The 25,216-nt window shown below is 48.9% G+C and carries 27 protein-coding genes and 2 pseudogenes; 19 read left to right on the top strand and 10 right to left on the bottom strand.

The window, feature by feature from the left end:
• Positions 1 to 320 precede the first annotated feature (320 nt).
• The 5 genes and pseudogenes from ACESLK_RS27525 (at position 321) to ACESLK_RS27545 (ending at position 4,223) form a co-directional block, all read left to right on the top strand.
• A complete protein-coding gene (locus ACESLK_RS27525) occupies positions 321 to 623 on the top strand; it encodes an ArsR/SmtB family transcription factor (protein ID WP_373233017.1) in 303 nt (100 codons plus the stop codon).
• 87 nt (positions 624 to 710) lie between these two features.
• On the top strand, positions 711 to 1,922 hold the full coding sequence (locus ACESLK_RS27530; protein WP_373233018.1) for an MFS transporter: 1,212 nt from the start codon (positions 711 to 713) through the stop codon (positions 1,920 to 1,922).
• A gap of 280 nt (positions 1,923 to 2,202) precedes the next feature.
• Positions 2,203 to 2,484, top strand: coding sequence for an ArsR/SmtB family transcription factor (locus ACESLK_RS27535; RefSeq protein ID WP_373233019.1), 282 nt, complete (start codon positions 2,203 to 2,205; stop codon positions 2,482 to 2,484).
• A gap of 195 nt (positions 2,485 to 2,679) precedes the next feature.
• Positions 2,680 to 2,916 (top strand): annotated as a pseudogene (locus tag ACESLK_RS27540) (LLM class flavin-dependent oxidoreductase); the annotation flags it as partial.
• A gap of 131 nt (positions 2,917 to 3,047) precedes the next feature.
• The gene (locus ACESLK_RS27545; protein WP_373233020.1) at positions 3,048 to 4,223 is read left to right on the top strand and encodes an MFS transporter; all 1,176 of its coding nucleotides are present in this window, start codon (positions 3,048 to 3,050) and stop codon (positions 4,221 to 4,223) included.
• Between the two features lie 185 nt (positions 4,224 to 4,408).
• On the opposite strand, the gene ACESLK_RS27550 is transcribed toward ACESLK_RS27545, so the two are convergent.
• Positions 4,409 to 5,905 (bottom strand): monooxygenase, encoded by a 1,497-nt coding sequence (locus ACESLK_RS27550; RefSeq protein ID WP_373233021.1) that lies wholly within the window; start codon positions 5,903 to 5,905, stop codon positions 4,409 to 4,411.
• Positions 5,906 to 5,929: 24 nt separating this feature from the next.
• Positions 5,930 to 6,385: a RidA family protein gene (locus ACESLK_RS27555; protein WP_373233022.1), complete on the bottom strand. Its 456-nt coding sequence runs from the start codon at positions 6,383 to 6,385 to the stop codon at positions 5,930 to 5,932.
• 235 nt (positions 6,386 to 6,620) lie between these two features.
• Here ACESLK_RS27555 and ACESLK_RS27560 point away from each other — a divergent pair, with 235 nt between their 5' ends.
• Complete coding sequence (locus ACESLK_RS27560; RefSeq protein WP_373233023.1) at positions 6,621 to 7,097, top strand: MarR family transcriptional regulator; 477 nt, start codon at positions 6,621 to 6,623, stop codon at positions 7,095 to 7,097.
• Between the two features lie 229 nt (positions 7,098 to 7,326).
• Here ACESLK_RS27560 and ACESLK_RS27565 read toward each other — a convergent pair whose 3' ends face one another.
• Positions 7,327 to 8,259: an alpha/beta hydrolase family protein gene (locus ACESLK_RS27565; protein ID WP_373233024.1), complete on the bottom strand. Its 933-nt coding sequence runs from the start codon at positions 8,257 to 8,259 to the stop codon at positions 7,327 to 7,329.
• Positions 8,260 to 8,460: 201 nt separating this feature from the next.
• On the opposite strand from ACESLK_RS27565, the pseudogene ACESLK_RS27570 reads away from it, so the two are divergent.
• Positions 8,461 to 8,820, top strand: a pseudogene (locus ACESLK_RS27570) (MerR family transcriptional regulator); the annotation flags it as partial.
• A 352-nt stretch (positions 8,821 to 9,172) separates the two neighbouring features.
• Here ACESLK_RS27570 and ACESLK_RS27575 read toward each other — a convergent pair.
• On the bottom strand, positions 9,173 to 9,547 hold the full coding sequence (locus tag ACESLK_RS27575; RefSeq protein ID WP_373233025.1) for a Dabb family protein: 375 nt from the start codon (positions 9,545 to 9,547) through the stop codon (positions 9,173 to 9,175).
• Positions 9,499 to 10,068, bottom strand: coding sequence for an NADPH-dependent FMN reductase (locus ACESLK_RS27580; protein WP_373233043.1), 570 nt, complete (start codon positions 10,066 to 10,068; stop codon positions 9,499 to 9,501). Before ACESLK_RS27580 ends, ACESLK_RS27575 begins: the two co-directional genes overlap by 49 nt.
• Positions 10,069 to 10,261: 193 nt before the next feature.
• Between ACESLK_RS27580 and ACESLK_RS27585 the strand changes: the two genes are divergently transcribed.
• The 3 genes from ACESLK_RS27585 (at position 10,262) to ACESLK_RS27595 (ending at position 13,353) form a co-directional block, all read left to right on the top strand.
• Complete coding sequence (locus ACESLK_RS27585; RefSeq protein ID WP_373233026.1) at positions 10,262 to 11,131, top strand: helix-turn-helix transcriptional regulator; 870 nt, start codon at positions 10,262 to 10,264, stop codon at positions 11,129 to 11,131.
• Positions 11,132 to 11,951: 820 nt separating this feature from the next.
• Positions 11,952 to 12,524, top strand: coding sequence for a sigma-70 family RNA polymerase sigma factor (locus ACESLK_RS27590; RefSeq protein ID WP_373233027.1), 573 nt, complete (start codon positions 11,952 to 11,954; stop codon positions 12,522 to 12,524).
• On the top strand, positions 12,514 to 13,353 hold the full coding sequence (locus ACESLK_RS27595; RefSeq protein WP_373233028.1) for a hypothetical protein: 840 nt from the start codon (positions 12,514 to 12,516) through the stop codon (positions 13,351 to 13,353). The genes ACESLK_RS27590 and ACESLK_RS27595 overlap by 11 nt, the downstream gene beginning before the upstream one ends.
• 55 nt (positions 13,354 to 13,408) lie before the next feature.
• Here the strand turns inward: ACESLK_RS27595 and ACESLK_RS27600 are convergent, their stop codons facing one another.
• Positions 13,409 to 14,047, bottom strand: coding sequence for a TetR/AcrR family transcriptional regulator (locus tag ACESLK_RS27600; protein WP_373233029.1), 639 nt, complete (start codon positions 14,045 to 14,047; stop codon positions 13,409 to 13,411).
• A gap of 182 nt (positions 14,048 to 14,229) precedes the next feature.
• Between ACESLK_RS27600 and ACESLK_RS27605 the strand changes: the two genes are divergently transcribed.
• The 4 genes from ACESLK_RS27605 to ACESLK_RS27620 all read left to right on the top strand — a co-directional run bounded on the left by ACESLK_RS27605 (position 14,230) and on the right by ACESLK_RS27620 (position 18,014).
• Positions 14,230 to 14,988: an SDR family oxidoreductase gene (locus ACESLK_RS27605; protein ID WP_373233030.1), complete on the top strand. Its 759-nt coding sequence runs from the start codon at positions 14,230 to 14,232 to the stop codon at positions 14,986 to 14,988.
• 147 nt (positions 14,989 to 15,135) lie between these two features.
• Positions 15,136 to 15,999: an SDR family NAD(P)-dependent oxidoreductase gene (locus tag ACESLK_RS27610; protein WP_373233031.1), complete on the top strand. Its 864-nt coding sequence runs from the start codon at positions 15,136 to 15,138 to the stop codon at positions 15,997 to 15,999.
• Between the two features lie 142 nt (positions 16,000 to 16,141).
• A complete protein-coding gene (locus tag ACESLK_RS27615; protein WP_373233032.1) occupies positions 16,142 to 17,170 on the top strand; it encodes a helix-turn-helix transcriptional regulator in 1,029 nt (342 codons plus the stop codon).
• A 49-nt stretch (positions 17,171 to 17,219) separates the two neighbouring features.
• Positions 17,220 to 18,014, top strand: a complete 795-nt coding sequence (locus ACESLK_RS27620) for an SDR family NAD(P)-dependent oxidoreductase (RefSeq protein WP_373233033.1) — start codon at positions 17,220 to 17,222, stop codon at positions 18,012 to 18,014.
• 190 nt (positions 18,015 to 18,204) lie between these two features.
• Here ACESLK_RS27620 and ACESLK_RS27625 read toward each other — a convergent pair whose 3' ends face one another.
• A complete protein-coding gene (locus ACESLK_RS27625; protein WP_373233034.1) occupies positions 18,205 to 18,840 on the bottom strand; it encodes a hypothetical protein in 636 nt (211 codons plus the stop codon).
• A gap of 172 nt (positions 18,841 to 19,012) precedes the next feature.
• A complete protein-coding gene (locus tag ACESLK_RS27630; RefSeq protein WP_373233035.1) occupies positions 19,013 to 19,255 on the bottom strand; it encodes a CDP-alcohol phosphatidyltransferase family protein in 243 nt (80 codons plus the stop codon).
• 50 nt (positions 19,256 to 19,305) lie between these two features.
• Here ACESLK_RS27630 and ACESLK_RS27635 point away from each other — a divergent pair, with 50 nt between their 5' ends.
• From ACESLK_RS27635 to ACESLK_RS27655, 5 genes are read left to right on the top strand one after another with little or no spacing between them, the layout of a single operon-like run.
• Complete coding sequence (locus ACESLK_RS27635; protein WP_373233036.1) at positions 19,306 to 19,584, top strand: hypothetical protein; 279 nt, start codon at positions 19,306 to 19,308, stop codon at positions 19,582 to 19,584.
• On the top strand, positions 19,506 to 20,966 hold the full coding sequence (locus tag ACESLK_RS27640) for a spore germination protein (RefSeq protein ID WP_373233037.1): 1,461 nt from the start codon (positions 19,506 to 19,508) through the stop codon (positions 20,964 to 20,966). The genes ACESLK_RS27635 and ACESLK_RS27640 overlap by 79 nt, the downstream gene beginning before the upstream one ends.
• Complete coding sequence (locus ACESLK_RS27645) at positions 20,963 to 22,144, top strand: Ger(x)C family spore germination protein (RefSeq protein WP_373233038.1); 1,182 nt, start codon at positions 20,963 to 20,965, stop codon at positions 22,142 to 22,144. Before ACESLK_RS27640 ends, ACESLK_RS27645 begins: the two co-directional genes overlap by 4 nt.
• Positions 22,145 to 22,181: 37 nt before the next feature.
• Positions 22,182 to 22,385 (top strand): hypothetical protein, encoded by a 204-nt coding sequence (locus tag ACESLK_RS27650; RefSeq protein WP_373233039.1) that lies wholly within the window; start codon positions 22,182 to 22,184, stop codon positions 22,383 to 22,385.
• A 40-nt stretch (positions 22,386 to 22,425) separates the two neighbouring features.
• Complete coding sequence (locus tag ACESLK_RS27655) at positions 22,426 to 23,520, top strand: GerAB/ArcD/ProY family transporter (protein ID WP_373233040.1); 1,095 nt, start codon at positions 22,426 to 22,428, stop codon at positions 23,518 to 23,520.
• Here the strand turns inward: ACESLK_RS27655 and ACESLK_RS27660 are convergent.
• Both ACESLK_RS27660 and ACESLK_RS27665 read right to left on the bottom strand, forming a co-directional pair.
• A complete protein-coding gene (locus tag ACESLK_RS27660; RefSeq protein ID WP_373233041.1) occupies positions 23,515 to 23,652 on the bottom strand; it encodes a hypothetical protein in 138 nt (45 codons plus the stop codon). The genes ACESLK_RS27655 and ACESLK_RS27660 overlap by 6 nt on opposite strands.
• Positions 23,634 to 25,216, bottom strand: a 1,583-nt coding sequence (locus ACESLK_RS27665; protein ID WP_373233042.1) for a glycoside hydrolase family 127 protein, incomplete at its 5' end; no start/stop codon positions are given. The genes ACESLK_RS27665 and ACESLK_RS27660, both read right to left, overlap by 19 nt.

Below are 25,216 nucleotides of genomic sequence, written 5' to 3' on the forward strand. Positions count from 1 at the left end.
ACCCCTCAATTGGACTCGGAAATCCTAGCTAATTCCGAGCTCCTTCAATGTTTTAAACGACCGTACCGCTCGCCGAAATCTGGATCGATCGTTCTGTATGTTAGGTTATCAGGTTGCTCTGGGCTTGAATAGTACGCACTTTTTTGTATGATCCGATCATTTTTGTAAGGTAGGATACTTTTTGATACTTGGTTTATGGGGGCATTAAAGGTCATCGGTGGGAAAAGAACGCGGACCTTAAGGAGCGGCTCGACTTTGTCGTTCGGGAATATCAGCAACTATTGTATTGACATATCGGAAAGTATCGATATAATCGAAGTATGGATCCAATTGAAGTGTTCAAGGCGTTGTCCAACGAATCTAGGCTGCAGATTTTACAGTGGCTCAAAGAGCCCGAAAAACATTTTGTGCCCCATGAAGGAGTGGATATGAGGACAATCGGGGTATGCGTTAGTCAGGTTACGGATAAGTTGAATATGACACAGTCAACGGCTTCGCAGTATTTGTCCATACTGCAACGGACCGGACTGATTCGAACCGAGCGAATCGGTAAATATACGTACTACAAACGAGACGAAGAAAAGATCAGCGAGTTGGCTGCTTTCTTGAATCAAAAACTCTAACTGGACTGAATACCTCAAACGTATTCAGTTTTTAATTGGTTCCATACATCGACATATCGCGATATGTAAAAAGGAGAAGTGAATGCATTGTCTAGCACGTGGAGAGTCTATTTATTGGCTTTGGTTACTTTTTTGGTGGGTACATCCGAGTACGTTATATCCGGCATCTTGGATAAGATCTCGGATACAATGGGGATTTCCGTTACTTCTGCGGGGCAGTTAGTCACGATTTTTTCCTTTGTATACGCCATTGGCACCCCGATCCTTATGGCGTTGACTGCTAAAGTGGAAAGACATAAACTGCTGGTTTGGGCGCTGGGTATCTTCGTAATTGGGAATATTTTGTCTTTCGTTTTGCCTGGCTATGCATCGTTTCTTGCAGCTCGCGTCATCATGGCTTTAGGCGCGGGAATGGTCGTGGTAACCGCTTTGGACATCGCCTCGAAAATTGCCGCCCCAGGCAAACAAGCCAGCGCGATTGCTACCGTGGTCATGGGCTTTACGGCTTCCTTGATTATCGGCGTGCCTCTTGGACGTATCGTTGCAGCACAACTCGGATGGAAATCTGTTTTTGGTATACTGGCACTGGCCGGTCTGGTGGCTATGTTCGTTCTGTACGCCATCATCCCTCGAGTTCAAGGGGATAAACCGATGCCGTTGTCCAAGCAACTTGCCTTCTTGAAAAACGGAAAAGTAGCGCTAGGGCTTGCGATTACCTTTTTCTGGCTCAGCGGATACTCGATCGCCTACACCTACATTTCACCGTATCTACTTGATGTTGCCGGATTGAAAGAAGGGATACTGAGCGGAGTGCTGCTTGCTTTCGGCATCGCTAGCCTGCTCGGATCCAAATTCGGCGGTTTCAGCACGGATAAATGGGGGGTATTCCCGACACTTTCAGGGGGAATGCTCTTGCACGTCATAGCGCTGCTACTTCTCTCTCTAACCGTTACCTATACGCACTCGTGGCTGCCGATTGTCATCCTCCTGATCTTGTGGTCGTTTGCGGCATGGACCTCCGGTCCAACGCAACAAGTCAATTTGGTTCGGATTGAACCGAATTATTCTGGAATCATGCTGAGCCTGAACCAATCCATGATGCAGTTGTCTATGGCTGCGGGTGCTGCAATTGGAGGCGTCATGGTCGACCGGGTGTCTCTGACATCGATTACATGGGTCGGGATGGTTGGAGTCGCTATTGCGATCGTGGCGGTGTCGTTCTTGAAGGTGCGAATGAGTGCTGGCAGACAAGGTCGGAAATACCCTGAGATGAAGTCTAAAAAGGTGTCTATTAAATGAATTGAAATTGCACCTGTATGTAAACGACTTATATGCATCATCTTCTGGTTTTCGGAAGATGATGCATGACAACTAAACGACACGAGGAGACTCGAATCCTAGACCAAGGTCAGGTTGTAGTAACTGTCTAAGTTCGAGGTTTATGATCCTGCTGATAAGGCCATTACAACGCCGATTTATAGGTATAAAACCAATATGCCCTTTACATTTGAACGACCTGGTGCTAACATTGACTTCGATAGTTGTAGAAATGTAGAAGATGTGCGGGGAGGTGGATACAGTGGGTGAAAATCAAGAAGATATCGGGCAAGCGGTTAAAGTGTATAAAGCTTTGGGGGAACCAACCCGGCTGAAAATCGCTTTACTACTCGCGAAAGAGAGCAATTTATGCTTCACCGCCGTCGGTGAAAGGCTTGAATCGGTTGCAGGCTCGACGCTATCGCATCATTTAAAGCAATTGACGGACTCTGGCTTGATTGATTCTCGCAAGAATGGATCGTTTATTCACTATAACGTCAATCGAGAAGTAGCGGAGAAATTCGCGCCCTTTTTGTTGACGTAATTTTTTTAATAAATATTTCTATATATTTAGAACAATAGAAATGATGAAGCTCATACTTGAATGAAGTTTTAGCGTGCGAGTCGACTTGGCATCATTCTTCAATGATTTTTGCTAATCATCCCTAATCCAATATTAAGAAGGAGTGAATAACGATGAGCGGTCATACGAATACGATGGAGATTGGAATGAGCAAACTCCTACGATGCAGCCTGCAGCCTTCACGGCGCTCTTTACGTCGGAGATCCCGAATACGTCGCAGAAAAAATCGTGCTGCTGCATAAGAACCTTGGCTTGACTCGCTTCATGATGTACAACGATTTCAGTTCTTTGCCGCATCGCGACTTGCTGCAGACGATTGAGCTTCTAGGCACCAAAGTAGCACCGATTGTTCGAAAGGAGCTCGCTCGCCAGACGTCTGTCCTTAACGCCTAAAGCAGAGGCGAATGCTTGAAACGGGGAGGCTTGATTGGGGCGAGAAATGAAGTCGGCAAATTGAGCATCATTTTTTTTATTAAGATTTCTATATATTTAGAATTATAGAAATAAAAAAGGGAGAAAAAAAGATGAGAAATTCATGGAAAATTTATATTTTAGCGATTGTCAGCTTTTTAGTCGGAACTTCAGAGTTTGTAATTGCCGGCATTTTGGATATGCTTGCAAGTGAGATTGGAGTGTCGGTAGCGGCGGCCGGGCAGTTGATTACGGTTTACTCGCTTGCTTATGCCATCGGCACTCCGATTCTTATTGCACTTACGGCAAAAATGGATCGAAGAAAGCTTATGCTGTCGGCTTTGGGATTATTTTTCGTAGGGAACTTGATCACGGTCACAACCTCAGGCTACGGCATGCTGCTCGGAGCAAGAATTATTTTGGCGATCAGCACGGGGGTGTTTATGGTCGTCGCCCTGACGGTTGCCGCTAAAATATCTCATCCTGGAAAACAGGGCAGCGCTATTGCTACGGTTCTAGTGGGCTTTAACCTCGCACTTATTCTAGGGGTCCCGCTTGGGAGGATCATTGCGGGCTCACATGATTGGAAAATGATCTTCACAGGAGTCGGAGCCCTGAGTTTAGTCGCGATGTTGGTCCTTCTGCTGACGATTCCGAAATCGGAAGGAGAGGCTCCCGTTCCTATTCGGGAACAGCTTGCCTTATTCAAAAGCCCTCGAATCTCTGTCGCGCTTTCCATCAGTTTTTTCTGGATATTAGGCTATACGATGCTGTACACCTATATAACGCCGTTTCTTTTGGACATTACGAGGATGAGTGAAGGGATGGTAAACGTCGGGTTGTTTGCGTTTGGGCTGGCCAGTCTCATAGGCTCCCAAGCTGGCGGCTACGGTGCAGATAAATGGGGTATCCCCCGTACGATGATTGGAGGCTTGCTCTTTCACTCGGGAATATTATTATTACTGACGGCCTTCTCCCATTCGTCCATGATCGTGTTGCCTTTGCTTATGTTATGGTCCTTTTTCGCTTGGTCGACAGGGCCTGTTCAACAAGTTTATTTAATCGGCATGGCTCCCCAGGCTTCAGGGATCCTCTTGAGTTTGAATAATTCTATTGTGCAGTTGGGCATGGCTGTAGGGGCTGTAATCGGAGGCATCGTTGTAGAAAGCATCTCGCTTGCATCCGTTGGTTTGCTTGGCGGAGTTGGCGTTGCCATTGGACTCATCCCGGCTATTATTTCATTGTCCCTGCGTCGCCGATCTGTAGCTGCGGAACGAAACGGAGCGTAAAGTACCTTCTTTCTCAGAAATGAAAATACCGCCTAAGCGTTGTTGAATAACGCTTGAGCGGTATTTTCATACCATGGAGAACATTGCGTTTTTTTGAGTGCAGCGTACCGTGATTTTAGTTCATTCAGCAGCCCCAAATACAAGTTCACCCAATGGGAAGTCAGTTACGCACCTCAAACGAATTACTATACGGTAATGTCTCCGCACCAGCGAGTGATTCCTTCATTTATAGTTTGCATTGGATTCGGATCGGATAGAGAAATCGCCCAGGCAATATGTCCATCCGGCCGAATAAGCGCCGTGTGGACGTCGTTCCAATCCGCGTCAGCCTCAGACAAAGAGGCATGTACAATTTGAAGGTTGCTATACGTTTCCCATTGACCTCTATTCTGTTCATTAGAATGGAAATGCAACAGAAGAAAAGTACCTTTGTGTAGTAACGGATAGGAGTTCATCGATTGCCCGTCTTTCAGCTTTAAGCTTAGATCCTTGAAGCGTTTCCCATTTAAAGGATGGGGAGGCGCTTCGGCGTCTGGCGCGTAATGTACATCCATTGCGGAAACTTGTGCGGCGATTTGATAATTAGCCTCCGGTATTTGAATCAGTTTAGCTAACATGCTTCGAAGTTCCATGATAGGGGGAGTCACGTCCAGAAGCAGGGTTTGGACCTCGGTATTCCGGAGCAAGGCCGTATTCCATGGAAAACGTTCGGCATGATAACTGTCCAATAGCCAGTCCGGAGCCCAGCCTTTGATTGCTCCTGCAAGTTTCCAGCCTAAGTTCATCGCTTCTTGCAAGCCGACGTTCATTCCCTGTCCACCAGCGGGAAAATGAATGTGCGCCGAATCTCCCGCCAAGAACAATCGACCATTCCGATAGCGTCCCGCTTGCCGCGTAGCATTTCCGAAACGGGACATCCATTTCACATCGTTTAACCCCAAGTCGCTTCCGGTCGTACGGATCAGCGATGAACGAAACTCTTCCAATGTGACGGTCTCATCCTTAGAGATGTCACGTCTGTCCATATCGATCATCAAGACTCGATAGATATGATCATTGATTGGCATGATGCTGACCAATCCTTTATCTGTAATTCGGGATATGACACTCATAGGAGCCAAATCAGATAGAACGGCATCCCCCAAAATAGCCGTGAAGGTCGCATCTGTACCTTCAAATGATATATTTGCATGTTTGCGAACCAAACTTCTGGCTCCATCCGTACCTACCACATAAGCTGATCTTAACGTTGTTTCTCCATGAGGTCCCGCGATCATAACGTCAACTCCATCCTCATCCTGGTGTACAGATAGAGCCTCAACCTCTCTCCGGACCTCTGCGCCAAGGCTAAGCGCCCATTCCTCCAGCACCTTCTCCGTCTCACTCTGCGGTAAAAAGAGAGTGTGATTGGAAGAAGAATCCAACACCATGAAATCCAAAGGAGTTTCTAATCCGGCAAAATGTCCTCTCGAAAGTAAGCGGCCTTGACTGATTAATTGTGATTTCACTCCACGCATATCTAATATTTCAAGAGTTCGAGGATGTACGGTAAGCGCACGTGAATAAGGGGTTGTTTCTTTTAATCGCTCAATGACGCAGACCTTTACACCGGCTAATGCCAATTCCCCAGCCAACATCATGCCGACAGGTCCGCCACCGATAAGGATGACTTCATATTTCATATCAATAACCTCTTTTCTTAAACATTATGGGAAGATCACGATAGCGTCTATTTCGATAAGCCATTCAGGATCAGCTAGTGCTTGAACGCCTATATAGGTACTTGCTGTCTTCGGCCAGTTAGGGCCAAACACATGAAATCCGGCCTCAAAAATAATCGAAATCAATTCCGGGTTGTGGTTCACCACAAAAATATTCATTTTTGCAATGTACAAGGGATCCGCTCGCACAGCTTCCAATGCATACTTAAGATTGGTGAACACTTGAATCGCTTGCGCGTAATAGTCCCCTGAACCGACCAATGCTCCTGATTCGTCTACAGAAACCTGACCTGAGATGAAGGCCAGTTTGGAGGCAGGAGTTACCACGACATGAGAAATGATAGATGTAACCTTATCCGTCAATGTCTTCGGGTTCACGATTTCCATAGGCAGGTATGCTCCATTCCCATATTTATAAATCTTCTCTTGAAAAGTGGACAACTATTTCCGGCAACCTCCTTCATCAATTATTGTTTCGTTAGAACCTTTTTTATTGTCCGTTAAAACAAGTGTGATAAAAATAAACATTCATTTTTAGTTTCGTACGAAACAATAATAGTGTACTTGTTCATTGTTTATCCTGTCAACCCCAGTATCAATATGAGTATGTACGTTTGTTTCTCAGAGAACAATCTATGATATAATAAAACAAATAAGTCGAGGAGCCAGCATAATCATGGATACTGCCAGTAAGAACAAAACCGCCATTCATGAATTTTTCGTCCAGTTTCTTCAGCAAAAAGAGCAATATGAAACCCGAATAACTGCCACATACCTGGAGGATATCCGGAAGCATATTGAATCGGAATTCAGCTTGAATATGACGGAACTGCACACCATTGCGTGCATCGGAGAGCAGGAGCCGATCAATCTCACTTCCATCGCGGAGAGAATCAATTTAAGTAAAGGAAATACCTCCAAGATCGCAAATAAATTACTAAAGGCAGGTTGGGTGCGAAAAGCCCAGCTCAACGACAACAAAAAGGAAGTGTATTTTCGGCTAACGCCTGTCGGCAAAAAGCTATTTGCTGCTCATGATGAGCTTCATGCGAAGGAAAAGCAAAGAATGTACGAATTTTTGGAAAGATATAACGAAAGCGAGCTCGAATTTATTAAACGGCTGTTTGGAGATATGGTTGACTTCTATCGCTAACGTACCTCAACAAACCGTACATGAATACGCCGCCTTTTAGAAGGCAAGAAGCGATCCGGCCAAACGAGGCGGGAGATGGGGCCTCCGCCTTCAAAGGATCCCCGATCCGAATAGATGGGGAAATGGTACCGACAATCTTTTATTTTTTTGCGTGCTGATCAGAAAAAGAGAGTGAGCTCCCTCACAGGCATTGGACCGGCGGGGGAGCTCGCTGTCTTTCTCTAGAGCCTTATTTGGATTCAATTCGACCAATTGAAGGGGGCGTCTCGGACAAAGTCTGTTTCACTGCCGACCAGCTGGACTGCTCAATATCGAGTACATGTCGAAGGTAAGCCCATGTAACCTTCTGGATCAGGGCAACTCGTTCTGGGTTTTCGTCTGTTGTTTCTTTAACCTCGTAACCAGCGATCCCTCCAAGTGAGTGTTCTGCGCCAAAAAGGGTGAGCAGGCTCTCAGCTCCCGGGCTGAGGAAGTAAGGGTCGGTCATCCAATCCGGCCCGCGAACGGTCAGCTGATATTTGTTAGGAGTGTCGTCCTGATCCCCGACGACCACGAGGGTCGGCTTGGTCATGTGCTCGAAGCTCACGTTCAGATGCGGCATCTTCTCGGCCGCGAACGGTGTCAGGCTGTCCCCACCTTGCCCAGCGGTGGCGAATAGCACGCCTGCTTTGATGCGCGAGTCGGATAGGTCCTCTTCCTTCTTGGTCTCGGGGTTGAGGACTCGCAAGCCTAACAGGTTGCCCGCAGTCTGGCCGCCGAAGGAGTGTCCGGCTGCGGCGATTCGGCTTCGGTCAAGGCGCCCGCTGAGGCCGGGAACGGCAGATTCCAGGAAATCAAGCTGATCAAGGATGCGCTTCATGTCTTCCACTCGGAAACGCCATATCCGTGGTGTGCGGAGATCGTCCTGAGGGAGACCCAATGTCCTTGAGTCGAGATGGGTAGGTTGAATGACTACGAAGCCGCGTGCAGCCCAGAAGTCAACCAAGGGGCCGTAACCCTCCAACGATGAGCCAGAACCGTGTGAGAAAACAATGATAGGTAAGTTACGACCGGTCGTCGGCGCGGAGACTCTCACTTGCAGATTCTCGCCACGGCCCGGGGCTGAAAGCACTATCGGCTTTACCGAGACGACTGGAGAGGGTGCGGTAATCTTTAGTTCCATAATAAATGTTCCTTCCCTTCTTAAGATAGATTGTTGCCGGGAGTTTTCTCCCTGTCAGATCCCATAATAAAAGTTGGAGTAGAATCCAAGTCAAGGCGCGAAAATAAAAAAAATCGCCCAAGGATAAGTGATGGAAATAGGATTGACTTGGAGTCGGCTCCAAGATGTATAATGCTCAAACTGGCAATATAGGGAGGAGACATAATGGAAGAACAAACTTTTACGATCAAGCAAGTCGCCGAGCAAACCGGTATTTCCGAGGATACAATCCGCTATTACGAAAAGATCATGCTGCTGCCCCAGGCAGAACGGAAGGAAAACAGGCATCGCATTTATCGAAAAGAGGACATTTATAGGATTAAGCAAATAACCTGCCTCAAAAAAACGGGAATGTCGCTCGAGGCTATGCGGCCATTTTTGGCTGCCTCAGTCGACTCCGATTCCGTTAATTATCCTGAACTGGTGGTTCAATTAAGAAGTCAACGTGAACATATTATGATTCAAATTTCCTCGCTTCAGCAGATCGTTGATTTTATTGACATAAAGCTGAAAGAAGGTAGGCCCCAATAATTAAAGCTCGATGCGGGCTTTTTTATACACGAGTTGCAATCAATGAAGTTAACAACTATTCCTTCATCTGTGAGATTGATACTGTGGCTACATAAAGAGTTTTTACCTAGCTCTTGTTCAAGATCTTTTAATTGTCCAGCAGCGCAAGGTCGAGAGAAAGCCGCTCGTTTCCCAACAGGGGAACTGAGCGGCAACATGATGCAGGATCAGGGAACGACCGCGGTTCGTTGTATTAAGACTAGATTGATATGCGGCCATTAGCGTTTAAATGCTTAGCGGCAAGCTGGCATGAAAAATAGGTCCCTTTGACATTAATCGAAAATAGCTGGTTGTATCGGGAACATTAAGCAAACGGGTAATCCATAACGACGATTCCATCAACAAACGGACCAATGAATTGCAATAAACTTTGATGCAGGGGATGCTGAATATAATCCCGGCAAGCCTTTTGATCCTCAAAAGTGACACGAATCGCCAGCGTAAACCCCTGCATATGCTCTATTTCCTCCGTAACGTTAATCCCTGCGCTAAGTTCCACGATCCCCGGAATGTTCCCTTTAAAGTCATGCGCGCGCTTTATTGCACTTTCTTTTACTTCAATAGAAACATCGGGCTTGAATTTCAATAGCACGATATGCTCAAACATCTTACTCCCTCCAAGGTTTCTGTTTATTTTTGGCTTTGGAGCTGCTTCAATTGGGAGAGCTCCTTCATCCATTTCACGAAATTGTCGGTTACAAGATCAAGGTACTGAAGGGTAGGTTCATCGGTCAGCTCACCCTTCTCGTTAAACTTCTCATGAACAAGACCAATGTACACTTCATTTCCAGGCAACAGCGGCGAGGAAATACCGGATGCGAACAGAATGTCACGCAGATGGCCCTGCGCTTTGACCGATCCCAACAATCCCATGGAAGATCCGACGATCCATGAGGGCTTCCCGATCATGACTCGATCCACGCGGGATAACCAGTCAATCGCGTTCGCCATGACGCCGGGAATAGTCGAATTATATTCCGGAGTGATCCACAACACCGCGTCGGCAGCAGCGACTTTCGCCTTAAAATCGCTAACCGGCTGCGGCGGAACAGACTCGATATCCTGATCGTAAAAGGGGAGATCCCGAATGCTCAGCACATCCAACTGAAAAAGATGCTGATAACGGTTTTGAATATAACGGGTTAACTTCAGGTTGTATGAATCTTTGCGAATGCTTCCGACTATGGCGGCTACGTTCATTTTCATCACCTCAATGATAGAGTCTGAATGGAGCTTAACAGGTGGGGCCGATCATCCCTGTCTATCCATTCTTGCTTTTCCTCCTAAGGAGGACATAAACTAGTCTAAATGGACCCGAAGAGGCTAGGAAGAGATCTAGTTATCGTAGGATTGGGAATCCTACGTTCATGAATGGGTAGGAGGCATGGAGATCATGGCAAACAGATTGGACCGTTATGAGGAATTGTCCCGTTTTTTGCGTTCACGCCGTGAACGAATAACCCCAGAGCAAACAGGGTTGCCGGATTCCGGACGCAGACGAACACCCGGACTTCGCCGCAGCGAGGTAGCTCTGCTGGCAGACGTGGGATTGGATTGGTACACCTATTTGGAACAAGGGCGTCATATCAACGTATCCGCTGAAGTTCTTGATCGAATAGCGAAAGTGCTTCGGTTAGATGAATCGGAACGCAGGCATCTGTACCATCTTGCCCGTAAGCAATTTCCCTTGATCGGTACGAAGCAACCCTCTAAGGTAACGCCGGAGCTTCAACGTTTTTTGGATAGCCAGAACCTTTCCCCTGCGAATGTCATGGATGCGCGCATGAACATCATTGCCTGGAATGATGCCTACTGCGCATTAAATGGGAATCTCGCGGTTATGTCGGAAAGGGAACGGAATTTGGTCTGGATGACGTTTACTTCTCCCCGTTTCCGCTATGTAAAGGGAGACCAATGGGAACTGCATGCTCGGCGAATCGTTGCTAATTTCCATGCCGGGTATGCGCGTCACGTCGACGATCCTTGGTGGTCCGAGCATTTCGTGGCGCTTTCGCAGGCTAGCAGGGAGTTTCGAGAATTTTGGGATTCCCACGAGGTACTCGATGCTATTGATGCTCCTAAGACGCTGCATTGTCCGAATCTCGGGATCTTGAATTTTGATCTTGTTTCGTTTCATTACTTGAACGATTCTAATTTGACCGTTTCCATTCATGTTCCTCATCCAGATGGCACGGCGCATAAGATGCAGCAACTGTTAATCGATTATCGGAGCAGCATCCAGATCAGCTCGAATCTTCTTTAAGAGTTTAGTATAGGAAGGCAAAAGAGCTGTCCATGCTCGGGATGCTGTGATTCGGAAGAAGCTTACCGCCGCTAAGTTCGCGGTCAGTTTGGAGATCAGCGTCGGCACCGTTTGCCGGTATATCGATACATTGGGCGCTAATTTACACAGGGCGCTGGCTCCCGGTTGAAAAGCGCGTTCGGTTTGAAAAAAAGTCGAGTCTGTGCTATTATCAGAAAAATACAAATACAGCGAAGAAGAGAAGGCTATGCAATAGCGTTTATGTCCAGAGAGCGGAGGGATTGCTGAAACCTCCGTCGTAACGTATGTATAGTGTCGTCTCGGAGCTGTTGACCGAACGCGGAAGGCGTAATAACACACCCGCAAGTAGGATCAACCGGCCTGGCATCCGTTAACATGCTGCAGGTAAAGCATCGGCTTTACCTCATGAGACTGCAATTGCGAGATTGCAGTAAACCTGGGTGGTACCGCGAACATTCCCCTTTCGTCCCAAGGCTTCGAGCAGCTGCTTCGAGCCTTGGGAAGGAAGGGGTTATTTGTTTATTACCAACAGGCAATGAAGAGTTCTTGTGAGACCAGACGAACCCGTATTCAATGAAAAAGCGAAAGTCTAGGACTTTATTTTCTCGTCCATGGCTGTCGCTTTTTCGATTTCAGGGGTCAGCTAATATCCCAGCATCCGGCGCTCCATCTAACAATAGGCCTCATTTATAAATTCCACGTTACTTCCGAGATTGGTTTGTTAATAAAATGATTCGTTTTCCGTATTAACTAATGTGAGGCTCATAGAGGGGAGGGGAAATAGTTGGAGGTTACTCATGTGAATACAGGAATCAGCCACAGCGATATTCGTGATCTTCGAAAGGGGATCATGTCAGAAGAAAGATTTACAGCGATCTACGATGCATACTATAGCCGTGTCTACAAATATATTTGCTACCGTATCAATAACCACTATGATGCGGAAGAGATTTGCAGTCATGTATTTGAAGTCGTGATTTCAAAATACAACAGCTACTCGCCACAAAAGTCCAATTTTGAAGTTTGGTTGTTTGCGATTGTTCGAAACGCTGTAGCTGATTACTTCCGCTCACAGAAAAAAAGAGCCACCTTTTCGCTGGATTCAATTATGGAAATGATTTTACCAAGGAGGTCAACTCCAGAAGAAGTTGTCATCCTTGATGACAGCAACGAAATCTTGTACAAGGCTCTGGCAAAGCTAAGCGATAAGGAACGCAATATCATTGGCATGAAGTATGCAGCCGGGTTGAAAAACGCGGAAATAGCTGACCTGCTAGGAGTCAGTGGTTCAAATATCGGCGTAGTCCTTTATAGATGTCTGAAGAAGCTGCATCAAGAACTGGAAAAAGGAGGTTTTCAATATGAAAAATAGGGAAAATACAGATAAATTTCTAGACCTAACCCACTTGCTTGCCAATTTGGAGCTTACTGACCAAGCCTCCAAAGACCGAATCTACCTTCGTCTCATGTTCAAAATGAGATCAGGAACCATTCAACCCAATTTTATGAAAAGGGATGAGACCGTGTTGAAAAAAAATACATGGAAAACGGTAATCGTAAGTGCTATGGCTGTTGCTATCTTCCTAGGTACTTTCTCGACTACCTCTTTTGCAAAAAATATGATAGAAACCATTCTGGCACGTTTTCAGGTGGGAAATATGCAAATCGTTCAATACGACAAGGAGCCGACTGTTGAAAATAGTTCATCTGAACAAGCAGGGGGCGATGCTTCCCGCAAGGTCCAGATGCAGAAACGTCCCAATCTGACTGTGGAAGAGGCTCGTGCCGTATTAGGGCTAAACTTCCCAGCCCCATCTTGGCTGGCAGATTACAAGTACGTCAACACAGTCATTCATGGCAATAACATGGCGGAAGTACAGTTCAATAAAGGTGAGGAGACGGTTAACTTCCTCATTTCCAGGGGTGGCGAAAACGGCATCGGTACCACAGGCGGAGTGAAAAAAGAAGTGATCAAGGGAACCGCGGTTTACTTCGCAAATGGGATTGTGATTTGGGAGAACAATGGCTTTACGGTAGAACTGTATGCACAAAATGATTTTGATACGGCGACACTGGGCAAAATTATTGAAGGCTTCGAGGTTGGCGCACCTTTGAAGAAGGAAGAAATCGAGAAAGCAAAGGAAAAAATGCAAAACACACCTCCAACGGAAGGTGCAGGCCCGGCCCCAGCTTCTAACTAAATAGGATGAAACAGCGAAGGGATTCCTCTAGGGGAATTCCTTTTCTTCATTTCACTTAAGAAATGGCTTGCAAAATATGAACGATTTTCCTTTCCATATTGGAATTGTCTATGATCTTGAGATATTCAGGTTTAAGCAATTGATACTGCTTCATGTTATAGAAATCCATAATCGCTTGTTTCAAAGTGATATCATACTGAATCGAAAAGGATGGCTCGATAAAGCGTCGCAGCACAGCGTCATCTTGAACCATAAACAACACGGCATTCAATCTGTTGAAAGTCTGTTGCTCCATACCGGATTCAAAAAAAGTTTGCAAGCTTTTATTCCGATTTTGTAGGGCAACGGACAGACTCTCAAAATGGCGTGGATAAAATTCCTTCAGGTCTTGCAAAAACAAATCAGAGATATACGCGGCACACATCAAAGATTGTAAAAATGTTAATTGAAAACGATCCAAAAAAGAGACGGAATCGTCTCTGACAACGGTGTCTGCCTTCTTCGAATAATCGATGTAATAATCCACGACTTGTTCGATGATGTCGTCTTTGGAGGAAAAATGCTTATAGAGTGTCACTTTGCTGATATCCATATATTTAGCGAGATCGTCGACTTTCAGTTGGCTGAATTTTGTTTTTCTTATAATGGGTTTTATTTTTTCTACATATGTTTCTACACTCACGGCTTTTCTCACGGATAAGTACCTCCTTTTTATGCCTATAAAACACATTATAACAAATTCGCTGCCCTTTATGTATAAAGTTTATTAAATGAACTAATTTAATAACTTTAGTTTACTTATTAAATTATCTGTTGTATAATCGTTCCTGTACCTAATCATCCGATTACGGATTACACAAAGGGAGGACGATTCGAATGGAACAATTCAGCAAGGGCAAATTTTTTGACAAAAAGGTCGTGATCACGGGAGGCAGCAGCGGAATCGGTCTAGCGACGGCGAAGTTGCTAGTGGATGAAGGCGCACACGTTCTGATTACTGGACGTACTCAGGCGACGCTGGATGCGGCTCGTGAACAACTCGGCAACAACGCTATCGCGGTATTAAGCGATGCTGCCTCATTGAAGGATATCGCCGCGCTAGCCGATCGAGTAGAGGCTGAATTTGGAACGATAGATGCCCTGTTCGTTAACGCTGGTGTCACGGGTTTTGTTCCTTTCGATACAATGACCGAAGAAAAGTACGACGAGATACTTACAATCAACGCCAAAGGACCGTACTTCACCGTACAGAAACTCGCCCCGTTGCTAAGCACAGGTAGCGGGGTAGTCCTTACCACCTCAATCGTGAACGTAGTGGGGATCCCGATGCTCAGTGCTTACTCGGCTAGTAAGGCGGCGCTGCGCTCCATGACTCGAGGTCTGGCACGCGAGTTATTACCTCGAAATATTCGCGTCAACGCAGTCAGTCCCGGCATCATTGACACAGGCATCATGGAAAAGTTTATGCCGAAAGAGGCTGCCGAACAGACAAAGGCACAGATGAGGCAGCAGATCCCCATGCTGCGTTTCGGCGATCCAGTCGAGGTCGCCAAGGTCGTTGCATTCCTGGCATTTGAGGCCACCTATACCACCGGGGCTGAGATCCCTGTCGACGGAGGCGGTTCCCAGATCTAAGCTCCTCAGTTCGCAACTGGCTCGGGGCTTCCGCTCATGAGCCGCTGAATTTGGCGTTCGCTCCGGCTACGAGGAATTAAATACCCTGCCACCGACTGATGTGCGCAAATAACCGGTGAATATTCTGGAATATAAGGAGGGCATTCATTGAATACGAACCAGCGAGAACCGATCGCACTGATTACAGGCGCAAGTAGCGGGATCGGGTTGGCATTGACCCGGAAAATGCTATCGGAGAACTGGCAGGTGGTTGCTTTGAACCGGTCGGATTTACCAGCGGACGATAGATTCCTCCAAAATCATCTCAAGGACGGACGGCTTCGAGCCTATAAAGTGAAGGATCTCACCGATTATGGCAGCTTGAGACACGCTTTGGAAGAAATCAAAAGCAAGGAACAGCGGATCGATATTTTGTTTAACAACGCCGGAGGAGGCTTAAGCGAGCTGCGCTATTCGAAACAAGGCCGCGAATTGCATTATGAATTGTTGACGGTCGTTCCTTTTATTATTCTGATGGAATTGAAGGAGCTGCTCAATAACGGCAGCTTAAAAACCGTGATTAACACTTCGTCGCAGGTGTTTAGATTTACGAAGGAGTTTACGATCGAAAAGTTGGAGCATCCCAAAACCTTCCGCAAAATGTACGGACCCTATGCGACTTCAAAGCTGGCTCTTTCGTTGTGGACCCAAGCCATCGCACCGCGGCTTGCCAAGGAAGGCATCAAGATCCGCAGCGTTGACCCGGGCATTAACAACACGCTAAGAAAAGGAAAAGATTCCGGACTGACCGCAGGGTTTGAACTGTTTATGAAGTTTTTTTCCTCTCCGCCTACTCATGGAGCCAACCTATTATATGAGGGAGCTCTGGGCAAAAACAGCAATGAGACCGGCGTGTTTCTGTTCAAAGATCGGATTGCGGACTTGAAATTTACAGAACATGCGCAGCGTGTTCTGGAAAAAATATCCGATATCTATAGCCATGAATTTCTTGGCGGGAGTGTTCAACGATAACGCAGAAAAATAGTTCATGAGGCCACCGCAAAGGAGTGAACCGGGTGGCCTCCCCCTCCTGGATAGGCTATAATCAGAAGAATCAATGGTCCACGGTTCGTGGATGATTGCAATTTGACTTTGTCCTTGGAGGTCGACAGCCATGACCGATCCTTCCGCAGACCGTATCAAAATCGCGCCAGGTTTCTGGACTAGCCTAGGGGCAATAGGGGTAGAACCCGTTGATGTAGCGCGCCAAGCACGTCTACCGCTAACCGTCATCACCGAACCGTTAGTCACGACCGCACAATATTATTCGATCTGGCAAGCCTATTCGGAACTAGTCGGGGATATCGCTACGGGAATCGTCAAGCTTGCGACCGCGTACGAGACAGCTCAGTATCCGCCGGATGCTTTGGCGACCTTTCACGCTCGAGATTACCGGGACGCGCTGAACCGAATGGCGCGATATAAGCAAATGTGCCCTCCGGAAACCTTGAGGATTCAGGAAGAAGGCCAGCAATGCTCGATTGAATTGGAGTGGCAGCATGCCGAGCTACCCGGACCGCCGGTGCTTGTCGGCATTACGCTCGCCTACCTGCTTGAGCTCGGACGCCGGGGAACCGGCCGTCATCTGAAGGCACATTCCGTCGAATTCATAAACTCTATGGGCGACGTTCAAGCCCTTGAAAGTTATTTCGGCTGTCGCGTACGGACGGGGACGGATCGCAATCGGCTAACGCTGAATCGCGAAGATCTGGACCGCCCCTTCACGTCGTACAACGAAGAACTTCTCGAGATTCTGACTCCCTCCTTGGATCGTACGCTGGAAGAACGACAGAGCCAGCTCACCATGAGCGCTAAGGTGCAGTGGATCCTGTCTCGATGCCTAACTCGAGGGAGAATCGACATCCAAACCGTAGCCTCCGAGTTGGGGATGAGCGAGCGCTCCTTGCAGCGCAGGCTGACGGAAGAAGGCGAAAGCTTTAAACAGTTGCTGGCGAAAACGAGGCGGGAGATGGCCGTCGCTTACTTGGCAAACCCCGCGCTGGAGATCAAAGAGGTCGCTTATCTCGTCGGCTACGAGGACCAAAATTCGTTTTATCGCGCGTTTCGCTTATGGACAGGGGAGACTCCTGCCAATTGGCGCGTCACGCAAGAGAATTGGCGTTCCGCGCTAGATACCGAATAGACAAAACGATGTATCATGATCCCTACCTAGACACAAGGAGTGCAGGCAGATGGATATGGGATTAAAGAATAAGACAGCTTTAGTAACGGGATCAACTAGAGGCATAGGAAAAGCGATTGCCTTTGAACTTGCCAGGGAAGGCGTTCATGTTCTCATAAATGGTCGTAACAACGATGACGTAGAGCGTACGGTAGCTGAGATCCAAGCGGCGTTCCCGGAAACGGAACCTCGAAATGCAACCGCCGATCTCGTCGATTCGCGGCAAAGAGAAGCTTTATTCTCGAGTTTCCCCCACGTCGATATCCTCGTTAACAGCATGGGCATCTATGAGATCATGTCCTATGACAACGTAGACGATGCCGTATGGGAGAAGTACTTCCGCACGAACTTTCTCGCCGCCAACGCCTTAACCAAGTTTTATTTGCCTTCCATGCTGAGTCGCGAATACGGCCGTATTATCTTCATTGCGAGCGAGGAAGCCGTCATGCCTTCCGGACAGATGCCTCAATACGGTGTGACCAAATCCATGCTGTTGTCCTTGTCCAAGAGCTTGTCCAAGCTGACCCGCGGCGCCGAAGTTACAGTGAACACGATCCTGCCGGGACCGACCCTCTCCGAGAACGTGCTGGAGATCATCGAGAGCATTTATGCGAACGAAGAGATGACCTTCGAGGCTAAAGAGAAAGACTTTATGACGAAGAACCTGCCTCAATCCGAAATCGGGCGGTTTATCAGGCCAGTGGAGATCGGCCGATTGACTGCTTTCATTTGCAGCCCGATGGCCTCCGCCTTCAAAGGATCCCCGATCCGCATAGATGGGGGAATGGTACCGACGATATTTTAACGCACAAGCCTGCCTGACAGATTCCGCTTGGATTGTCCATAATAAGGGAAAATATGCGGCAGGGAAGCACCCCGCAAAGTCGAACACTGCCAAGTGTTTCTTTGCGGGGTGGGGGACGCTATGATTTCCTGTCCTCGCCCAACATAAACAAACAACCGGCAAATCCCTGAGCGGAATTTGCCGGTGGCGTTTAATATTGGTTTTTTAACATTTCGACTTCAGTCTTTATCATTAACTGTTCGCGATTGAGAACTTCGATGCTTGCAGCGTGCGTGTTGAATTGAAACGTGAACTTCCGCTCCAAGGTATCTTGCCGGTTCGCGATGTCCACTACCGTTTCTTTGACAGATTTGACCATGCCGATCAACTGGGCATACATTTTCTCGTGGCTGTTAAGCCGGGTTAATATGATTTGTTGGTCCTTCTTGACACTCTGAATCTCCGTTTTAAACTCCGACCTAACTGCCCCAAGCTCTTGATGGAACTCCGACCTAACTGCCCCAAGCTCTTGATGGAACTCTGACCTAACTTCCCCAAGCTCTTGATGGAACTCCGACCTGACTGCCTCAAACTCTTGATGGAACTCCGACCTGACTGCCGTAAACTCTTGATGGAACTCCGACCTGACTGCCGTAAACTCTTGATGGAACTCCGACCTGACTGCCTCAAACTCTTGATGGAACTCCGACCTGACTGCCTCAAACTCTTGATGGAACTCCGACCTGACTGCCTTAAACTCCGACCTAACTGCCTCAAACTCTTGATTGACTTCCGACCTGAAATTCCGCAACTCATCAAGAATCAATTCCAGCGTTGCTTGGCTCATTGAATACTTCTCCTCCTCCAGGATTGGGATACCGAATCAACGATTCCTTTCCGAGCAACGTATCAATGCCGACCTGCGAACCCGGTCCCGGAGGCACGAGGGACGTGTATTAAATTAATTATATCAGATTGGGAGAGGTATGAAGAGGTATTATTGCAATCCAGTGCGGCTTTCAAGAAATCAATTGAAGCTTTTTGAAGTTCTTTATGATGTAGTTCAGCCCTGAGTAAATAGTTAATACTACAGCTATAAACATCAATATATTATCAACTGGAACATCGGTTAGAAATGCAAAAGGATAATTGTTGAGTAGAATTGCCGTTATTGCGATCACTTGAAATACCATCTTGATCTTCCCGTAGTTATCAGCCGCCAAAACAAAACTGTATTCAACGACGTCCAGGAATGGCCGCATCGCAAATATAGTGTTTATGAAGTATTCGTGAATCGATCACACTATCCTGCTTGTTAGTCGAGAAAGGTCAAGCCGCTCTATCCGTATTAGCCGGGACTCCCTGCTACGAACAGGAGCAGCCGACTTTTTTGCGCACAAGCGACATTCGAATGCACCTGACCGGAGAGACTCCGCAGAAGGCGAATTCGCATAGCCCCAATCCAATTGGGGATGATAACCAATACGAATTCGGGATAATCGGAGGTGCGTCATGGAGGCGTTATCGGATATTCAACCGCAGGCATTGGCGGACAAGCTGGCCGAGCGGCTTCATCGGCCGCCGGATCTGATAAGTCAATCGTTCGCGCTGTCTTCCGAATGGGTAGGCCGCTATCTGTTCCTCGAAACGGTCGCCGATAAGGATAAAGTAGAAAAAGCGCTGGCCTTCCTGGCGATTGAACGCAAAGGTAGGCCCGAGCCGATTGACGCGAATACGCTGGTCGACGCCTTGACCGAAAGCATGCCGACCATCCACATAAAGGCCGCATCGCAGTTCGACGATTGCGTTCAAGCTCTTCTGGATGGCTATTGCATTTTGCTGATTCCGAATGCGGACCATGCGCTGTTTGTGGACGTCGCTCATGTCGTTCGCCGGGAGATCTCCGAACCGAAAACGGAAACGACGGTCCGCGGCCCGCATGAAGGCTTTACGGAAGACATTAAGCAGAATATGTCCTTGCTGCGCAAAAGACTTAAAAATCCGGGCTTTCGCATCGAACAGTACGAGATCGGAACCAAGACTCGCTCGAAGGTCATCGTTGCGTATCTGCAAGACCTGGCTCCCGAAGAGGTCGTATCGACATTCCAAGCTCGGCTTCAAGCCATCAGATCCGATGGCATCATCGACAGCTCCTATGTGGAAGAATGGATACAAGACAAAGTCTTCACCCCGTTTCCGACGCTGCTCGGGACCGAGCGTCCGGATGTCGTGACGTCGCATCTTCTGGAGGGAAGGGTCGCCGTGCTCGTGGACGGCAGTCCGTTCGCGCTGATCGGCCCCATTACTTTTTTTCAATTTTTCATCGCTCCGGAAGACTATTATCAACGGGCAGATATCGCCACGCTGCTTCGCTGGCTGCGCGTCGTCTCGTTCTTGTTGGCCATTTTCGTGCCTTCGCTTTTCATCGCTATCGTGTTGTACCATCATGAACTGCTCCCCAATCCTCTGCTCATCAACATCGCCGCGCAGCGGGAGGGAGTTCCCTTCCCGGTTTTCCTGGAGGCCATCATGATGCTGACCACGTTCGAAGTGCTGCGGGAGGCCGGTCTGCGCATGCCGCGCATAGCAGGCCAAGCGATATCCATTGTCGGAGCGCTCGTGCTCGGAGAAGCCGCCGTTCAGGCCGGCCTGGTCTCGGCCGCGATGGTCATCGTCGTGGCCGTGACGGCGATCTCCAATTTCGTGTCCCCTTCTTACAGCTTCGGAATCGCCCAACGGCTGCTGCAGTTTTCCTATATGGCGCTGGCAGGCTTCATGGGGCTGTACGGCGTCATGTGCGGCGTGCTGTTTACGATCGTGCATCTGGCCTCGATGAAATCGTTCGGCGTCTCATATTTGGCCCCGCTGGCGCCGACCTTTTTCTCGGACTGGAAGGATATCTTGGTGCGGGTGCCGCAACCGTGGATGAAAACCTACCCACGAATGAACGGCACCAGGAGGAAGAGAAGGTGAGCGTCATACGCGGGAAGGCAGCGGTCTTAATCCTGTCGTTAATCAGCCTGCTAGGAGTAACCGGTTGTTGGGATATGACGGAAATCAATCAATTGGCGATCGGCAATTTGGCCGGAGGGGACATCGATCCGGAGACGGGCCGCCAGATTGTGTACTATCAGATCGTTAATCCTTCTGCGCTTGCGTCCCAAAAAGGCGGCGGCATCAAGTCGCCGGTATATACCTACAAGGTGGAAGCGCCTACTCTCGCCGAATTGGCGTTCGGAGCAACGGACATGCTGCCCCGGGATTTGTTCCCCGACCATTTTCAAGCGTATTTATTAACGGAACGAATGGCTCGACGAGGGCTTCATTCTTATCTTAATTTTCTCGAGCGGCAGTCGAATCGTCGGACCGATCTGGATCTGATCATCACGGATTCGCCGATGAAGGACGTCATGAATACGTATACCCTGTTCGAGAGAATACCTGGACGTTCGTTGCGCGCTTTGTTCGAATTGCAATACAAAGTATCCGGAAGAGTCAATCCAAAGTCAAGAATCAAGGACGTCATCGAACACATGGAGTCATCCGTCTTAACCGTTCTTCCGATCATTTCCCTCCGGGACTCGCACCAGGCCTCCACCACGGGGCGCTACGAGCACATCGATGCCAATAGGGGAAGCTTGTTCCTAAGCGGAGGGGCCGTGATCAGAAAGGATCGAATGATCGGGAAGCTATCGCTGACGCAAATCCCTCTGTACAATCTCATGAAGAACGAAGCCAAAGTGTACTATGACAAGATCGAAGTCAACGGCAAAGACGTGGATGTCGGGGCGATCAAAGTCAAAGTCCGTAAACGGCTTAGCCTGGTGAACGACAGGCCGGTCTTGCGAGTGGACGTCTATGCCGATCTGAAGCTATTGAACACCGAGCAGAGCGAAGCGTTGTCCTCGGACAGCTTAGGCCAAATCAAACAAGCCTTTAACGACCAATTGGCCGATAAGGCAGCCGACTTGTTCGAATGGTCCCGATCGAAGGGGTGGGACTTGTTCAGCATAGAACACCAGATGGGCAAAAAGAGAGGCAAGGAGTGGAGGGAAGCGTTGAACGGCAAGGAGGCTTGGAAGCAGGCCAAGCTGGAGATGGAGGTGCGCAGCAAAGTAACGGATATGGGCGCGATCATCGATCCGTACTAAGAGAGGCACTCCGTAGACGGGGGAAAGGGGGCACTGGATGCTCTTATTTATCGTTATCTTCGTCGTTTCGTTCGCTATCGCAATCAGCCTTATGCTGAGATTGAAAAAAAGTCCGAAAGAAATCGCGGTATTCGTTGCGATGTCGCTGGCCGGTTTCGCAATTTGGCTCCTTCTGTACTTCGACAGGCCGTTTAAACCCACCGTGTGGGTCGGTTGGGTGATCGACAGGACCGGACTATAAGAAACAAGCACGCTTGTCGCGAAAGAAAGGGTGGAGAGGCATGGAAAAGGCGCAAATCAGCGGGTGGCAATTTTACTTGTTGACGTTTATCCAATTGCTCGGCACCACTTTCTTTCTTCGCCCTCAAGGGATAATCGCAGTAGCCAAACAAGACGCCTGGATGATTTGGTTCTGGGCTGGGGGCGCCGGAATGATTCTGGCTCTTCTGTGGGTCAAGCTGGCAGAACAGTATCCCGGGTTAAGCTTCGTCCAGATATGCTTAGGGGCTGGTGGAAAATGGGTGGGAGGGGGCATTGCTTTTTGCTATATCGGTTTTTTCGTGCAATTGGCGGCTTGGGTCGTTCGCAATCTTGGGGACTTCATGAAATCGACGTTTATGCACAGAACGCCGATATCCGTTTTTCACATCATGATTTTAATCGTCGTTTGCTATGCTTCCATCAAGGGGGTAGAAGCCATCGCCCGATCCAGCGAGATTTTGACGCCGATCATTATGATGACGTTTTTCGTCGTGTGCATCTTTATGCTGCCGATCTGGGAGACGGAACGCTTGCTGCCGGCGTTCCGTCTTGAGCTGTGGAAGACCGTGAAGGAGACGAGAAACATCGTCGGATTTCCTTACATCGAATCCATTGTGCTCATGATGATGTTCCCGTACGTCCGAAATAGGCAGAAAGCGGGCTTTGTTTGGGCGATTATCGGTTCGACGCTGCTGCTGAGCGGCATCACGGTGTTTTTGGTCGCCTGTCTCGGGGTGACCCGGGCATCGCATGAGACTTATCCTTTATTTATTTTGGTGCAAGACATCCGGATCGGACCGCTTATCGAAAATTTGGAAGCGTCGATTACGGTCATTTTACTGGTTGCCATCTTCTTGAAAATAACGATTACGTTTCACGGGGCGGTCTGCGGCATCTGCCAGCTGTTTCGGTTGACGGACAGGACGTGGGTGGCCGTCCCTCTCGCGGTCATTGTCGCTGGGTTAGCCTTGTCGAACGAAAACGTCGTCGAGAACGTCGAGTGGGATCGGCGCTATTTATTCGAATATGAATTACTCTACGGTCTTATTTTCCCGTTAATTTTACTGGCGGTTACTTGGATTAGGAAGCGCTCCGGGAAGGGACAAGCCTCATAACAATCCGAGCAACTGGTATACGCCCAGGCCAGGTACATCGCGAACGACAACGGCGGAGAAGCAGAACAGACGGACGCCATGAACGGGTCCGTCTGTTGCGCGCTTGCCGGCAGTTAATCTTCCCTGATCCAAACCTGCATTTCCCCATGCTCCCGATTGCCCCACATCGTGTAAGGGATGGCTCGCAGGCGCGCTGGTGTCCGAACGGGCGACGAGGTTCGGTACAGAGGCGCGGAGCTCGATTCCCCTGGAGCCTCGGTCCGAATTCCCTCCGCCTCGATGACGAAGATGCCGCCCAAGCTTTCGTCCCATGCGCACGTCAACTCCGCGTTCGCGGGCAGCGCCAGCGAAGCGAGAGGAGAGCCGTTGTCGGCCTCTTCCAAGCAATAGACAAATGGCCCCCGCTGCAGCGCAACCCTTCCGGCATTGGCCCGGACTTGCGGGTGGGCATAGACCCGTCGCGGGGTTATGTCGAATTCCGCGTCAATGCGATCGCCGCTGCGCCAATCTTCCGTAAGGTAGGCGTATCCGTTCCGAATAACCGGTTGGCTCGCGGAGCCGTTGATGCGAAACGTCGTAGCGCTCGACCACGAAGGAACGCGCAATGCGAGCGTAAAGCTGCCGGAGCCTTCGGCGCTTGCGATCACCAGCGACGCGTTTCCGTTCCACGGCAAACCGCTCTCCAAACGAATGCGTACGTTGCGCCCGGAGAGCTCAAGCTCGGTTTCATTGCCGATGTACAGATGCGTATACAGCGTATCCGGGCTCGACGTGTACAAGTATTGTCCCGCCGATACGAGCAGTCTTGCGGCGTTCGGCGGGCAGCAGGCGCAGCCGTACCATTTCTGCCTGGTCGGTTTAATGTGATGCTTGCCCGGGTTGCCGCCGCTAGCCGCCGGCCACACTTCCATCGGGTTGACGTAGAAATAGTGCTTGCCGTCCAGTCCGATCCCCGCCGTTACGGTGTTGTAGAGCGCACGTTCCATGACGTCGGCGTACTCTCCCTTGGGTTCGATCTGCAGCATACGCCGGGCGAAAAAGATCATGCCGATCGACGCGCACGTTTCGGAGTAGTTCGTATCATTCGGCAAATCGTAATCGAACGTGAACGCTTCGCCATGATGGGTGGAGCCTATGCTGCCGGTTACGTACATCTGCTTGTCGACCATATTGCTCCATAACCTTCTGCAAGCTTCCAGAAGCTCGGTGTCGTTGTTATGAAGCGCCAGGTCCGCCATGGCCGTATACATGTAAACCGCGCGAACGGCATGTCCGACGGCCACTTCTTGCTCGCGAACCGGTTTATGGGCTTGATGGTATTCCGGTGCAGGGGGCTTGGACTGAACGACGCCGGGATTCCAGTGAGAAGTTCGGCCGCGGGCTTCCCATTCCCGATGGAAGAAGTTCGGATCCTTGCCGCGTTCGTCGATCAGAAAGCAGGCGAGATTCAAGTACCGAGGTTCTCCTGTTGCCTCGTACAGCTTCACCAGAGCCAGCTCGATTTCCTGATGGCCGTCATAACCTTGAATCTGGTCTTTGCCCGGACCGAATCGAAGATCGATATGATCAGCAACGCGCCGGGCGACGTCGAGCAGCTTCGTCTTGCCGGTTCCGTGATAATAGGCAACGGCCGCTTCGATCAGGTGGCCGGCCGAATACATTTCGTGGCAATCGGTCAGGTTCGTCCAGCGTTGTT

The sequence above is a fragment of the Cohnella sp. genome, assembly GCF_041640265.1.
GTDB lineage: Bacteria > Bacillota > Bacilli > Paenibacillales > Paenibacillaceae > Cohnella.

Coding starts and splice junctions, on each gene's coding strand:
- ACESLK_RS27595 (WP_373233028.1), top strand. CDS start 12,514: ATGAAAAATAGGGAAAATACAGATAAATTTCTAGACCTAACCCACTTG.
- ACESLK_RS27625 (WP_373233034.1), bottom strand. CDS start 18,840: ATGAGCCAAGCAACGCTGGAATTGATTCTTGATGAGTTGCGGAATTTC.
- ACESLK_RS27630 (WP_373233035.1), bottom strand. CDS start 19,255: ATGCGGCCATTCCTGGACGTCGTTGAATACAGTTTTGTTTTGGCGGCT.
- ACESLK_RS27565 (WP_373233024.1), bottom strand. CDS start 8,259: ATGGAACTAAAGATTACCGCACCCTCTCCAGTCGTCTCGGTAAAGCCG.
- ACESLK_RS27580 (WP_373233043.1), bottom strand. CDS start 10,068: ATGAACGTAGCCGCCATAGTCGGAAGCATTCGCAAAGATTCATACAAC.
- ACESLK_RS27650 (WP_373233039.1), top strand. CDS start 22,182: ATGCTCTTATTTATCGTTATCTTCGTCGTTTCGTTCGCTATCGCAATC.
- ACESLK_RS27550 (WP_373233021.1), bottom strand. CDS start 5,905: ATGAAATATGAAGTCATCCTTATCGGTGGCGGACCTGTCGGCATGATG.
- ACESLK_RS27620 (WP_373233033.1), top strand. CDS start 17,220: ATGGATATGGGATTAAAGAATAAGACAGCTTTAGTAACGGGATCAACT.
- ACESLK_RS27640 (WP_373233037.1), top strand. CDS start 19,506: ATGGAGGCGTTATCGGATATTCAACCGCAGGCATTGGCGGACAAGCTG.
- ACESLK_RS27605 (WP_373233030.1), top strand. CDS start 14,230: ATGGAACAATTCAGCAAGGGCAAATTTTTTGACAAAAAGGTCGTGATC.
- ACESLK_RS27655 (WP_373233040.1), top strand. CDS start 22,426: ATGGAAAAGGCGCAAATCAGCGGGTGGCAATTTTACTTGTTGACGTTT.
- ACESLK_RS27575 (WP_373233025.1), bottom strand. CDS start 9,547: ATGGATGAAGGAGCTCTCCCAATTGAAGCAGCTCCAAAGCCAAAAATA.
- ACESLK_RS27525 (WP_373233017.1), top strand. CDS start 321: ATGGATCCAATTGAAGTGTTCAAGGCGTTGTCCAACGAATCTAGGCTG.
- ACESLK_RS27560 (WP_373233023.1), top strand. CDS start 6,621: ATGGATACTGCCAGTAAGAACAAAACCGCCATTCATGAATTTTTCGTC.
- ACESLK_RS27615 (WP_373233032.1), top strand. CDS start 16,142: ATGACCGATCCTTCCGCAGACCGTATCAAAATCGCGCCAGGTTTCTGG.
- ACESLK_RS27545 (WP_373233020.1), top strand. CDS start 3,048: ATGAGAAATTCATGGAAAATTTATATTTTAGCGATTGTCAGCTTTTTA.
- ACESLK_RS27585 (WP_373233026.1), top strand. CDS start 10,262: ATGGCAAACAGATTGGACCGTTATGAGGAATTGTCCCGTTTTTTGCGT.